11 protein-coding genes are annotated in these 12,647 nt (G+C 62.7%); 1 reads left to right on the plus strand and 10 read right to left on the minus strand.

Annotated features, from left to right (window positions below; translation table 11 throughout):
- Positions 1 to 888: 888 nt before the first annotated feature.
- From ACX80G_RS05980 to ACX80G_RS06015, 8 genes are all read right to left on the minus strand, one after another.
- Positions 889 to 1,518, minus strand: coding sequence for an HIT family protein (locus ACX80G_RS05980; RefSeq protein ID WP_459306400.1), 630 nt, complete (start codon positions 1,516 to 1,518; stop codon positions 889 to 891).
- Positions 1,519 to 1,896: 378 nt separating this feature from the next.
- On the minus strand, positions 1,897 to 2,247 hold the full coding sequence (locus tag ACX80G_RS05985; protein WP_459306402.1) for a hypothetical protein: 351 nt from the start codon (positions 2,245 to 2,247) through the stop codon (positions 1,897 to 1,899).
- A 190-nt stretch (positions 2,248 to 2,437) separates the two neighbouring features.
- The gene (locus ACX80G_RS05990; RefSeq protein WP_459306404.1) at positions 2,438 to 3,670 is read right to left on the minus strand and encodes a saccharopine dehydrogenase family protein; all 1,233 of its coding nucleotides are present in this window, start codon (positions 3,668 to 3,670) and stop codon (positions 2,438 to 2,440) included.
- A gap of 140 nt (positions 3,671 to 3,810) precedes the next feature.
- Positions 3,811 to 4,989, minus strand: coding sequence for a serine hydrolase domain-containing protein (locus ACX80G_RS05995; protein ID WP_459306406.1), 1,179 nt, complete (start codon positions 4,987 to 4,989; stop codon positions 3,811 to 3,813).
- Entirely contained in the window at positions 4,986 to 5,966 is a 981-nt protein-coding gene (locus ACX80G_RS06000; protein ID WP_459306408.1) for a glycoside hydrolase family protein, read from the minus strand. The genes ACX80G_RS05995 and ACX80G_RS06000 overlap by 4 nt, the downstream gene beginning before the upstream one ends.
- Before the next feature lie 38 nt (positions 5,967 to 6,004).
- On the minus strand, positions 6,005 to 6,829 hold the full coding sequence (locus tag ACX80G_RS06005) for a carbohydrate ABC transporter permease (protein ID WP_459306410.1): 825 nt from the start codon (positions 6,827 to 6,829) through the stop codon (positions 6,005 to 6,007).
- On the minus strand, positions 6,829 to 7,812 hold the full coding sequence (locus tag ACX80G_RS06010; RefSeq protein ID WP_459306412.1) for a carbohydrate ABC transporter permease: 984 nt from the start codon (positions 7,810 to 7,812) through the stop codon (positions 6,829 to 6,831). The genes ACX80G_RS06005 and ACX80G_RS06010 overlap by 1 nt, the downstream gene beginning before the upstream one ends.
- Positions 7,812 to 9,179: an ABC transporter substrate-binding protein gene (locus ACX80G_RS06015; RefSeq protein WP_459306414.1), complete on the minus strand. Its 1,368-nt coding sequence runs from the start codon at positions 9,177 to 9,179 to the stop codon at positions 7,812 to 7,814. The genes ACX80G_RS06010 and ACX80G_RS06015 overlap by 1 nt, the downstream gene beginning before the upstream one ends.
- Before the next feature lie 148 nt (positions 9,180 to 9,327).
- On the opposite strand from ACX80G_RS06015, the gene ACX80G_RS06020 reads away from it, so the two are divergent.
- A complete protein-coding gene (locus ACX80G_RS06020) occupies positions 9,328 to 10,350 on the plus strand; it encodes a LacI family DNA-binding transcriptional regulator (RefSeq protein WP_459306416.1) in 1,023 nt (340 codons plus the stop codon).
- 12 nt (positions 10,351 to 10,362) lie between these two features.
- Here ACX80G_RS06020 and ypfJ read toward each other — a convergent pair whose 3' ends face one another.
- Positions 10,363 to 11,274, minus strand: coding sequence for a KPN_02809 family neutral zinc metallopeptidase (gene ypfJ, locus ACX80G_RS06025; RefSeq protein WP_459306418.1), 912 nt, complete (start codon positions 11,272 to 11,274; stop codon positions 10,363 to 10,365).
- A gap of 102 nt (positions 11,275 to 11,376) precedes the next feature.
- Positions 11,377 to 12,633, minus strand: a complete 1,257-nt coding sequence (gene fmdA, locus ACX80G_RS06030; RefSeq protein WP_459306420.1) for a formamidase — start codon at positions 12,631 to 12,633, stop codon at positions 11,377 to 11,379.
- Positions 12,634 to 12,647 lie beyond the last annotated feature (14 nt).

The raw sequence follows: 12,647 nt of genomic DNA on the forward strand, positions 1-12,647 counted from the left end.
GCGCTGCTCCTCGCGAAGAGATATCCTGTCTGCGATTCGCTCTCCAATGCCTTCAGCGCAGCACCGACCGACGGGGACTTCAGGATTGTCTTTAGATGAGTTTTTGTATCGACCTTCTCTGCCCTGTACAGGGCAGGGGCAAGAACGAGAGTCGGTGGGTACCACTTCGGAGGGAGCCCGAGCAGCCCGGCCCCTTTATTCCCCGCCTCTCGACCCGTAGCGATAAGAAGGCCTGGCCATCGACGGGAAGGAGTCCCGAAAGCGTATTCGACCTGCAATCCGTCATCTCCTAGTCGGTCTTGCTTTCACCAAAGTGCCGTTCCGCAAACCGCCCAAGCGCGCTGAAAGCCTTGTCCGAGAAGTATCCGACAACGATCCCGATGCCTAGGCAAGCGGCGCTATTTTTTACAATTTGCTCACCCAATAGCGGTATCACTCCACCCGCGGATAGGAGAATAAGAGCTAAGGCAGCTCCACCCGATAAAAATGGAGTGAAGATTCGCCATAGAAGTCGGTCAGCATTCCAAATGCCCCTTGCTACAGTGTGATACAGCCACTTCGTTGTAAATAGGGACCCCCCGAAATGTCCACCCAAATAGGCGAAGATGAATGGTCCGATAAGCTCTTGTTGAGAACTTGTCATGGAAACAGTGACCCAACCCAATGAGATACCCAACATTAGAAATAGGGATATCACGATAGTCACTAAAACGTAAGCCGCTTCGCATATTATCTGTGCAATGCAGCGCCGCTCGGTGTACCTAGTTTTCCAACTCCCAATCTCACGACCATCAGTAGGTTCGTCGGGTGCGAAAGAAGTATCCCCTGGGGGCTTTGATCGCGAACTCTCGTCTTCCTGGGAGTTTTTCCGATCAGGCGGTTCCGGCGTCATGCCACGCTTAAGCGGGCTGCGGTCTTTAGCGCCAGGCTTTCACGGAGGTCCGATTTCCAGTCCCAGAGTTCTAGTCCCAAGTATCTCGCTATGGCCTGCCTTACCACTTGGCTTGGCAAGCTCGGCGAATGGGTAATCCAATTACCAGTGCGATCGCTGAGGTGAATATAATCTAATTCTGCTGCGGCTCGGGGGCGCGGCGATGAGCGGTGCCACTCATATTTGCCAACGGCTTCCGATACTTCATTAATAAGAAGACGGAGGTCTACAGCTAAAGGCACAATATGCAAATGTGCATGATTAATTCCACAACCCGCAAGTCGTCCTTCCCCCGACGCCCCGTGTTCAAAGGTAACTGAGGGGCCATATGTGGCCTCCACTTTCGCGCGAGTTTCCGAAGCTAGACTATGAAACTCTTCCCACTCATGGACATCTAGCTCGGCAATCGAAAAGGCATGCCTTCTGGGTGAGACAAGCATCCACCCCTCGACCATTGCACCTAACGAGGGCATGGAAAAGGCGTACTCAGATTCCGATACTAAAGTTTCGCTTTTGGAAAGACGACAAAACCTACAAGATCTAGTAACAACAGATCCTTGAACCTCTGTACGTGATTTTTGAAACATCGGGTGTCCTTTCAAACCGACAGACTCTACGACGATTATACTGCCCAATTCGGCATTGCATATAGCAATCAACGCGACTTCGCGTTTCAAACCAAGACTTCGAGAAACGTTTTGAGCATGAAGTGAACTTCCATCCAACTCCAACAACGGCTACCGCTACTCGCTCTTAAGGGCGACCCGCTCACTCAACGAATGCTCTTGCTATCGTACTCCAGGGCCGGGTTGCCGCCGCTCTTTGCCATAGAGAGGCAAGGTCGTCAGTCTGTTGCTGATGGTGGAACAACATAGTGGCGGTTTTTGCGGGACTTTATACCCAACCCGGAACTGGATTGGAAACTTGTCAAGGTTCCGGCTGAGTTCAGGTTCCGTATTGAGGGTTCATTCCGCCTTCTTCGTCGAGAGATTCCGCAGCTCATCACCGATGCGCGCCGCTCTCCCGTCATCGCCGGCCTCCATCCAGTTGGTCACAAAGGCGATGCTCAAACCCAGCTCTGGTTCGGCGAACGAAACCTGTCCGCCTGCGCCGGGCGCGGGGTACACCGGGGCACCTTCGCTTCGCGCCGCGATGGCCAGGTTGAGCACTGTCGGATCGAGCCGCCAGGTAATGGCGGTGTCATGGATAACCGAAGACCGGGCGGCCGCCAACCCGCGCACTGTGGCAATGCCGCCAGCACCGGGGAACGAACCTTCCCTGACATCGGACCGGTTGAAACCAGAGTTTGGGCTCACAAGTTCCTGCGGGAAGACCTCCCCAGCGTCATCGCCTGGTTGGTCCAGTCAATGACCCCCGGTTCAACTGCGGCAATCTGCATCTGGACCAATTCGCGGAGACTCTCGCCTGCCTCCAGATGGGCGATGTTCAACGACTTCAGTTTCCGCCAGGGCTAAAGCTCAGAAATTGCGGTCCGATCCGCTTTCGTCAAGTGAGGGAGATGACCTCGTAGGTATGGCCAGCCGCGCGCAGCCTCTCCACCAGGACGACGCCGAGGGCAGTCGCCGGGGTCAGCGATCCTGTGCTGGGCGGCAGGCGGTCGCCGTCCGAGGCGAGTAAGAGCGCGGCCTCCCCGGCCATCACGGCGGTGGCGGCGTATCCCGGGTCGCCGGGCCCCGCTACGACGGCCCGGTACCGCCGGCCGCTCTCCGTGGAAGCAGTCACCTGAGAATGGAACCAGCCTGAGCGCCGTGCGGCCTCGCTCGGGCCCTCTCCGGGTGCGGGAAGGACGCGGTCCAGTAGTTTCCTTGTGAGAGGAAGGGCCATTGCGGCGCCAAACACCCGTAGACCGAGAGCCGTCGCTCCGGCAATGACGGCGCCGACGGGCCCCCGCCCCATGCCCATCACCTTGCCGTACCGCAGGGACCTGCCGTAGGCCCAGCTCTGCAGGGCGTTACTGCGACGCACGATCCGCGTGTTCGCCGACGCCATGATGAAGGGAGCGGTCCGCAGGCCGTCCTCCGACCGGCCGACCCACCCCAGATCCGATGGCTGCCTGGTCGAGGGTTCCGCGGCCCGGTCCGGACTGAGGGAGTAGGGATCATCGGCAAGCGATCGCAGCACAGGGTCCGCCCGCACAGCGTCCAACTGCCCACGCATCGACTCGATGGTGCCGCCGCTGAAGCCGCCCTTCGCCCTGGCGACTAGCTGCACCTCGGTCAGGCCACCCGCACTATCGGCCTCCGCGGCCTGGTGCAGGAGGAGCACCGCGAGGTCGGACGGGACGGAATCGTAGCCGCATGCATGGACGATCCGTGCACCTGTAGTCCTCGCCAGGGCGTCCCAACGGTCGATGGCTTCACGGACGAATGACACCTCGCCCGTCAGATCCCCGTAGTGGGTGCCGGCGCGGGCACACGCCTCGACAACCGGCAGCCCATACTTCGCGTAGGGACCCACCGTAGTGAAGAGTGCCCTCGTGCGCGCTGCAAGCGCCGCGAGCGAGTCAGGACGCTCCGAATCGGCCTCGATGAGGGCCCAGTCATGTGCGGCGACGGGCAGCCTGGAACGTAAGGCCTCGAGCTTCTCTTTCGACCTCCCCGCGAGTCCCACGCGCAGGCCCGCAGGAGCATGGTTCGCAAGATACCCGGCGATCAGCTCACCAACGAAGCCGGTCGCACCGAAAAGAACCAGGTCGTGATCGCGCGCGAGAGCCTCCATGCCAGCAGTCTTCCACAGCAGAAACTATCAGTTCCAACTGTCACCTGAACCTTCAGCAATCCCACCCTTCGTCCGCTGCGGGACTCCTCAACGCCGATACTCGACCAGACACCGACCGGAGCAGGCGCCGTATGCGTCGTTTAGCTGACGAGGATCGTGCGCAGTTCGTCGACAATGCGCGTTGCTCTTTGGTCACCGCCGGCTTCCATCCAGTTGGTCACAAACGCGATGCTGAGACCCAGCTCCGGTTCGGCGAACGAGACCTGGCCGCCTGCGCCGTCGTGCCCGAACCCGTCGGCGGAAACATAATGCCGTGCCTCGGAATCGAGCTGGAACCCAGCACCCCAGCGCGGCCACGGGGCGGGCGCAGGGAACACCGGCGCTCCTTCGCTTCGTGCCTCGATGGCTAGCTTGAGCACAGTCGGGTCGAGTCGTCGGGTGGTGGCAGTGTCGTGGATGACCGATGACCAGGCAGCCGACAGCCCGCGAGCGGTCGCGATTCCACCCGCACCGGGGAACGACCCAGCCCTGACATCGGAACGGTTGAAACCGGAGTTGGGGCTCACCAGTTCCTGCGGGAAGGCCTCCCCCAACGTCATCGCATGGTTGGGCCAGTCAATGATCCTGGGATCGGCTGCGGCAATCTGCATCTGAACGAGCTCGCGGAGACTTTCGCCTGCCTCCAGGTGAGCAATGTTCAACTGCTCATCCATAGGAACACCCACCCGGAGATCAACGCCCAGCGGCCCCGCGAGAGTCTGAGCCAGATACTCACCCGGCATCTTGCCGGTGACCCGGCGGATAATCTCACCCGTAATCCAGCCGTGGGTCAGCGCGTGGTATCCGTACCCGGAGCCCGGCTCCCACAGTGGCTTTTGGCCAGCAATCAAGGCAGTCATGGTGTCCCAGTCGAGTGCTTCCTCGAGGCTCACCGAACGTCGGGGCGCCGATACGCCAGCGCGGTGGGACAGCGCGTCACCGATGGTGACTCCGCCTTTGCCGTGTGCGCCAAACTCCGGCCAGACATCGGTGATCGGGGTTTCGTAATCCAGCCGACCGGATGCGACGAGCCGCGCGATGAGGATCGACATGATCCCCTTGGTACAGGAGAACACGACCGTGGAGGTGTCATGGGTCCAGGGCGTAGAGTCGCGGGCATCAGCCACTCCGCCCCAGAGGTCGACCACGAGTTCCCCCTGATGGTGCACCGCGAGTGCTGCGCCCATCCGGGGCCGCCCCTCGAAAGCCGCCGCGAAGGCGTCCCGCACCGAGGCAAAGCGCCCATCGGCTGACCCATGAATACCGTTGACGTCGCTCACGCGTTGACCTTTGCTCGTGCAGTTGAAAGTGAAAGTGACCCATCGCTCGCCCAGGACAGCGGCAGTGGATCCGAAATACCGCTGATGAAGGTGCCGTCATGGTCGACGTTCTCGAACGCCAGCAGCATCCACTGCCCTGATCGGGTCTGTACCGCACGCCCTGCGTAGAGCTCCTCGGTGCTCAGCCGAACCGCAGCAGCAGTATCGAGCCCTCCAACCAGAGAGTCCGACTCAAGCGGTAGCGCCCAGATCCCGCCCTGCACGCCGTCCGCCTTGCGGGTTCCGGCGAGGTGTCCGGTATCGCAGGAGAAGAGCAGCACTGACCGACCTTCGATGGTCACCAGTTGAACAACCTCGATGTGGGCGAACCCGGCACCAGGCTCGCTCAGCGGCGGCTGAGCGGTCCAGTGCTCCAGATCGGGGGAGGTCGCATGGCCGATGACGCCGCGATCCCGCCCGGCTCCCGATCGGGATCGCGCGGTAAGAAGCATGTGCCACAGTCCGGTGGAGTCCCGGTGGATCCACGGGTCCCGCCACGTCTCCTCGTGCCAGGTGCCGTCAGCCAAAGTCTCGTACCACCGGGGATCCGCCGAAATGAGTCCCGGTTGCTTGGTCCAGGACGCTAGATCCGGAGAAGTAGCTCGCCCCACCGTCTCCACATTGGTGACGGCATCCGGTGACAGGAACCGCGAACCCGTGTAGAACATGTTCCACACGCCGTCGTCGCCGCGGACCACGCTGCCGGTCCAGGTGGCGCTGCCATCAAAGGAGTCCGGTTCCCCCGGCTGAAGAACTACTCCATGGTCCTCCCAGACAGTCAGATCCGTGGAGGTCGCGTGCCCCACCCGGGCGTTCCGGTGCCGGAGGTTCGGATCCCCCAGCGACTTCGGGGCGTGGAGGTAGAAGAGGTGATGAGTGTCGCCGTCGTCGGCGTGCCAGAAATCCCAGACCCAATGGTCCGCGAGAGTGAAGCTCATGGTGGTGATCCTTGATTGAAGCGGGAGGTGAAGCGGAGTCAGCCCTTGACGGCACCCTGGAGCAGTGCGCGGACAAACTGGCGCTGGAAGATCAGGAACACGATGATGGCCGGGGTGATGATGAGCAGCGCCCCCGCGTTCAGGAGCGGAATACTCAGCGAGTACTGCCCCTGGAAGAACGTCAGCGCGCCGGCTACCGTTCGATCGAGCGGGTTGGCGATCAGCACCACCGGAAGGAGGAACTGGTTCCAGGTCCAGAGGAACAACAGGATCGCCAGCGCCGAGAGGGCAGGCACGGCAAGCGGAAGTTGGATCTGCCGGAACTCCTGCAGGATCGAGGCGCCATCCACCCGGGCGGCCTCGGACAGCTCGCGCGGCACGTTGATGAAGTGGGCGCGCATCCAGAACACGCTGAACGGCATGAACAATCCCAGCAGCGGGAAGATCACCGCCCACTGGGTGTTGAGGGTGCCCATGGTCTGGGACTGGTAGTACAGCGGGATGATCAGCGCTTCGAACGGGATGGTGAGCCCGGCGACGAAGAAGATGAGGATCGCCCGGCCGCCCTTGGGCGCCAACGCTCCCAGCGCATACCCGGCGAGGGTGGCGATCAACAACGACGCCGGCACCACGCCGAGCACAATGAACGCACTCGATTGCATGAGACGCCACACGTTGCCCACCTCGAACGCGGTGACGAAGTTGCCCCACTGGGGGTCAGTGGGCCAGACGAGTCCGGTGGGATTGCGGTCCGCGGGCTGAAGCGCTGCCGATAGCATGCTGATCAACGGCAGGAGGGTGAGGATGAGCGCAATCGCCAGGAGCAGTCGGCCGAGGAATAGTTCTCTACGGCTGGTACGCATCAGTCGTTTACCTTCGAAAGTCGCTGGATGGGAAGCACCACGAGCAGGACCAGGACCATCAGCACCATGCCGAAGGCCGATGCGAGTCCGACGTCGCTCTGGGTAAACCCGATCCGGAAGATGGAGATGCCGGGCACCAGGGTGGCGCGGCCCGGTCCACCCTGGGTGGAGGTGTAGATGATGTCGAAGCTACTCAACGCGGCAATGATCGTGAGCGTCGCGAGGACGGCGATCTCCTGCCGCAGCCCGGGCAGGGTCACGGTAAAGAATTCGCGCCACCAGCCGGCTCCGTCCAGGCGGATGGCTTCGTAGAGTGAGGCGTCGATCTTGCCGATGCCGGTCAGCAGCAGCACCGTGCACAGTCCGGTGAGAACCCAGGAGCCGATCAGCCCGACGGCGGGGAGCGCCGTCCCGTAATCGGCCAACCAGGACCGCGTGATGCCGCCAAGACCAATAGCGCTGAGGAACTGGTTGACCGTGCCGGTCTGCGCGTACATCCAGGACCAGGCGATACCCGCGGCGGCAAGGGGGACGATCTGGGGCAGAAACAGGATGGTCTGCGCGATGGAAGCCACTGGCCCCTGCCGCATTGACCGGATCAGGCTGGCCAGCATCAGGCCGGTGCCGATCGGGATCAGGGTGAAAAAGATGATCAGGGTGAAGGCATTCAGGATGGAGCCCAAGAGAACGGGATTTGTCAGGACCTCGACGTAGTTCTCCAGTCCGATGAAGGTGGCGACGCCGACGCCGTTCCAGTCGTAGAACGAATACTGCAATCCCATGAGCATCGGGGCGATGACAAAGCCGATATACACGGCGAGGGCGGGAAGCAGCATGAGCCAGGCCGCATACCCGGCCCGCCCTACTGGCCGGCGTTTACGCGGTTTGGAGACGGCCACTACCGGCCCTGTTGGTGCCGAACCGGTGGCTGCTGGTTCGCTCTGCCCGGTCCGGCGGACAGGGCCGGTGGTGGCCTCCTGCATTAGTCGCTCACTTCATTCTCGTAGAACTCCTGCACACGGGTGACGAACTCTTCGCCGGTGATTTTACTGGTCACCAGGAGCTGTGACTCGGGGATGATCGCTCCAGCGTAAATACCGGCCGTGGTGTTGGACATGAAGTCCACCTGGCCGTTCTCCTCACCGATCTGCGCTGCCATTTCCAGGGCATTGGCGATCAGCGAGCCTTCTTCAACGGTGGGCTGCTCGAGTGCTGGGTCGCCACCTGGGGACGCGCCGGTCACATCGGTGATGATCTGGCGTGCGGCCGGGTCCGTATGGATCCAGTCGAGGAAGTACGTGGTGGTGTCCAGATCGTCCGAGCCCGCGGCTACGGAGAAGGAGTTCGCAGCACCCATGGCCACGTGGTCTCCGCCTTCTTCGACCGGTGGGACGAGGAAGAATTCGACGTCGTCGCCGAGGGCCTTCTGGTAGTTCGCTGCTTCCCAGTTGCCGTTGAAGGTGAACAGCCCCTCACCCTCGGAGAAGCGGCTGACAAAGGTAAAGTAGTCGACGGCGTTGATGTCTTCGGGGAAGTACCCTTCGTCCGCCCAGGTGCGGATCAGTTCGGCGCCCTGGATGTTGCCTTCGGTGGCGTAGGTGCTTCCTGATTCGTTGAACATCCATGACAGGAACTCGTCCTTGTCGGCGTGCTGGTTCATGGCCGCCTGAACAACAAAGTTCACGACCCCGTCCTTATCGCCCGCCATGATGGGGATTTCCCCGGCGGCCTTCGCCGTCGCGAGGTCTTCCTCGAGCTCGGCCATCGTTGCCGGTGGTCCATCGATGCCAAGTTCCTCGGCGATGGCGGTGTTCATGTAGATGCCGGTGACGCTGTAGCCCAGACCCACCTGGTACAGCGGGCCGGAGCCGCGGGTACCCTCGTCGTTCATCCGCAGCGGCGCGAGTTGCGATTCGGGCCACGCGTCCCAGCCGTAGGCCTCGGCGTACGGGTCGAGGTTGGCGAGCAGCCCGTCACCGGCGGTGTCACCGATGGTCGGCAACCGGATCAGGTCCGGTGGGTTGTCTCCGGCCAGCAGCTTGGGCGCGTTGGCGGTCAGGTTCTGGAACGTATCCCGCGTGACCTCGAAGGTGACGTTGGGGTGCTGCTTGGTGAACTCTTCCGCCAGCATGTCCGTGACTGGGAAGCCGGTTTCGTCGGCGATGGTCAGCGTGACCTCTTCGGAGGTGAGTTCGGTGTTGACCTCGACGGCGGCTGCCTCGGACGCGTCCTCGTCCGTCGGAGCACTGGCGCCGGGGGCACAGCTGGCGAGGGCGAAGCCAGCAGCGGCCATGAAGGCAACTACGGCAACGGGTCGACGGCGGCCTGGGCGCCGTAGTGGTGAATTCATGGGTGACTCCTTCGTCGATGATTCTCTGCACGAGATCCACTGTGGTGAATGCTAAATCCATTCAGCACCTAGCTTGGGGCTTATTTCGGGATAACACAAGAGGTTTGTTAAGTCGTTATCAAGAGTTAGCATCGAGCAGGAGGATTTGATGACCACCAAGCGGGTGACCCTTGCCGACGTCGCACGTCAGGCAGGCTTGTCGTCCTCTGCTGCCTCAATGATTCTCAATGGCCGCCCGGACACCAGGCTGTCCCAGGATGCACACGACCGCGTTACCCGTGCTGCGGCGGACCTGGGTTACCGGCCGAACGTGGCGGCGCGTAGTCTCCGGGTAGCCAAGACGCAGACGATCGGCTTCATCTCGGACACTGTGGCGACGACACGTTTCGCGAGCGGCCTGATCAAGGGGGCCCTGGCCGCCGCCGAGCGGGCGGAACATGTCATCCTGTTGGCCGAGACGGGTGGGGATCCTGCCCGCGAGGCGGAAGCCGTCGCCGCACTGCTGGACCGGCAGGTGGACGGCATTGTCTTCGCCACGATGCGCTCGCGGCAAGTGGTGGTCCCTGCACTCCCGGAGAACACCCGGATGGTCCTGCTGAACGCCATCAGCGACCGCTATACGACGTCGGTCCTGCCCGACGAGGAACGCGGCGGCAGGGCGGCGGTGTCGCTCCTCGCCGATGCTGGCCACCGCGAGGGCATCGTCCTCCTCGGGCACAGCGAGGTCAAGGAACGGGATGTCTTTCGGTCGACCACCGTCGCGCGTCGCCTGGCGGGAATTCGGGCCGAAATGAAGGACCGCGGCCTGAGCTTCATGAGCGAAGAATCGGTGTGGAACTGGGAACCGCAGCAGGGGTATGCCTTGGTTGATGCACTACTCGGTGAACGGTCGGTCCCGCGAGCGCTGCTGTGCCTGAATGACCCCCTCGCGTTCGGTGCCTACCAAGCATTGAGCGAGCGCGGCCTCCGGGTGCCCGACGACGTCTCGATCGTGTCCTTCGACAACGACGAAATTGCCTCCTACCTTCGCCCGGGCCTGACGACGATCGCCCTTCCCCACGAGGAAATGGGCACCCGCGCGATTGAGCTACTCCTGGACGGAACGGCTCCGCACGGCGAGCATCTGATCGATATGCCCGTCATCATCCGCTCCTCCATCCGGCGGCTCTAGCGAACGACGCCGTCACGCCCCCGGAGAATCGAGGTCCTCGGCGCTGAAGGTGTCGCAAGCGTTGATGTCGCCGGTTTCATACCCGCGGAGGAACCAGGCCTGACGCTGCTCACTGGAGCCGTGGGTCCACCCTTCCGGGTTGACCTGGCCGGTAGAGGATTCCTGGATCCGATCATCGCCCACGGCTGAGGCCGCCGACAGCGCATCCTGCAGGTCCGTCGAGGTGAACTCCCGCAGGAACGGTTCTCCGGATTCAGCGTCCGGCACGCTGATGGCGTGGCCGGCCCACATGCCCGCGTAGCAATCCGCCTGTAGTTCAACGCGGACCGCACCCGATTCCGGTCCTTGCGGATCCTCCTGTGCTGCGTTGAGCGTGTTGGTGATCTTCTGGATGTGGTGCCCAAACTCGTGGGCTATCACGTACTCCTGAGCGAGCGGCCCCCCGGAGGCGCCGAAGCGGGTGACCAGGTCGTCGAAGAACTCGGTGTCGTAGTAGGTCTGTTCATCGAGTGGACAGTAGAAGGGCCCGACGGCGCTGGTGGCGTTGCCGCACCCGGTGTCCGTCTGACCGGTGAACAGCACCACGCCCGGCTGGTTGTACTGGACTCCGAAGTCTTCCAGATAGGGAAGCCAGAAAGCGTCGAGGCTTTCTGCGGTGCCGAGGATCCTGCAGTCCAGCCGTTCGTTGGCGTCCGCGCCGGTCTGGCAGGCGTTGATGGCGTCAGTCGGCTGGTTCTCGCTCTCCACGGCTCCGCCTGAGCTTCCGTCGAGCCCCAGCTCGCTGACGACGCCCGGGCCGAACAGGATTGACAGCAACAGGATGATCCCGCCGCCCAACCCGCCGCCGATGGCGACGCCGCGGCCCCGCCCCCTACGGTCACTGACGCGGGACGGGTCCAGCTGCGCACTGTCATTGAAGCTCATGGCTCATACATTATCGGTCGCGCAGGGTCTTTCCGGCCGGGCGCGCAGCACCGGCGCCAGCAGCGTAGCCGCACCCTGGCGCCGGCGGTTTGCGGAGGGCACCTACACGTTGTTGGACTTCGGCGCGCCCATTCCCGGGTCGATCTGGTGTGGGCCCGCGGACGACGGACGGACGTCGAAGTCGAAAATCGACGTCGGGATGTACACCGTTGAACACGAGTTGGGGATGTCGACGACCCCGGAGAGCCTGCCCTCGATCGGCGCCGACCCGAGCAGCAGGTAGGCCTGCTCCGGGCTGTAACCGAACTTGGTCAGGTAGTCGATGGCGTGCAGGCAGGCCCGCTGGTAGGACAGGTGCGAGTCGAGATAGCGCTGTTCCCCCTCGAGGGTTACCGAGGTGCCGGAGAACGCAATCCATTCGCTGTAGCGGGGATCGACGATGCCGGGCATGAAGATGGCGTTCTCGCTCACCCCGTAGGTTTCCATGCCGCCCTTGATGACGTCGACCCGGAGGTCGATGAACCCGCCCATCTCGATGGCGCCGCAGAAGGTGATCTCGCCGTCGCCCTGGGAGAAGTGCAGATCCCCGAGCGACAGGTTAGCGCCGTCCACGAACACTGGGTAAAAAATGCGGGTGCCCTTTGACAGGTTCTTGATGTCCTGATTGCCGCCATTTTCCCGTGGGGGTGCGGTGCGGGCAGCCTCACCGGCGACCCGGTCGAACTCCGACGCCGGCAGGCCTCCCAGCACCGCGAACTGCGGCTCGGGCGGCAGCGCCAGCGGCGGTACCCGGTTGGGGTCCGTCGCGATCAGGTCACCCTCGCGCTTGTTCCACTTGGCCAGGAGCTCGGCGGAGGGCGCGGTTCCCATCAAACCCGGGTGGATCAGCCCCACGTAGGAGACGTTGGGTACGTGTCGTGAGGTGGCCACCTGGCCGGTGAAGTCCCAGATCGCCTTGTAGGCGTCGGGGAACTGCTCGGTGAGGAAGCCGCCGCCATTGTTCCGCGAGAAAATGCCGGTGTACCCCCAGCCCTGCCCGGCCAGCGGACCTGACTCTTCCTGTGGGATGGGGCCGACGTCGAGAATGTCGACGACCAGCAGGTCGCCGGGTTTCACACCCTCGACGGCGAACGGCCCGCTGAGCTTGTGGACGGTCAGCAGCGGGGCGTTGAGGATGTCGTCGGCGGAATCGTCGTTCACGATCGCGCCGTCGAACCATTCGCGGCAGTGGACCCTGAACGAATCCCCCGGTTTGACGGTCGCCACCGGCGGAATCTCCGGGTGCCACCGGTTGTGTCCAATCTTTTCCTGATCCTCAAACTTCTTTGTTGAGTCGAGTGGAAATATGACGTCGGGCATTTCGTCTCCTCTGG

Source organism: Arthrobacter glycogeni (genome assembly GCF_054510815.1).

Bases quoted from the DNA above. Each gene is read 5' to 3' on its own strand.
- ACX80G_RS06020 (WP_459306416.1), top strand. From the start codon at position 9,328: ATGACCACCAAGCGGGTGACCCTTGCCGACGTCGCACGTCAGGCAGGC.
- ACX80G_RS06015 (WP_459306414.1), bottom strand. From the start codon at position 9,179: ATGAATTCACCACTACGGCGCCCAGGCCGCCGTCGACCCGTTGCCGTA.
- ACX80G_RS06010 (WP_459306412.1), bottom strand. From the start codon at position 7,812: ATGCAGGAGGCCACCACCGGCCCTGTCCGCCGGACCGGGCAGAGCGAA.
- ACX80G_RS06005 (WP_459306410.1), bottom strand. From the start codon at position 6,829: ATGCGTACCAGCCGTAGAGAACTATTCCTCGGCCGACTGCTCCTGGCG.
- ACX80G_RS06000 (WP_459306408.1), bottom strand. From the start codon at position 5,966: ATGAGCTTCACTCTCGCGGACCATTGGGTCTGGGATTTCTGGCACGCC.
- ACX80G_RS05980 (WP_459306400.1), bottom strand. From the start codon at position 1,518: ATGTTTCAAAAATCACGTACAGAGGTTCAAGGATCTGTTGTTACTAGA.
- ACX80G_RS05990 (WP_459306404.1), bottom strand. From the start codon at position 3,670: ATGGAGGCTCTCGCGCGCGATCACGACCTGGTTCTTTTCGGTGCGACC.
- ypfJ (WP_459306418.1), bottom strand. From the start codon at position 11,274: ATGAGCTTCAATGACAGTGCGCAGCTGGACCCGTCCCGCGTCAGTGAC.
- fmdA (WP_459306420.1), bottom strand. From the start codon at position 12,633: ATGCCCGACGTCATATTTCCACTCGACTCAACAAAGAAGTTTGAGGAT.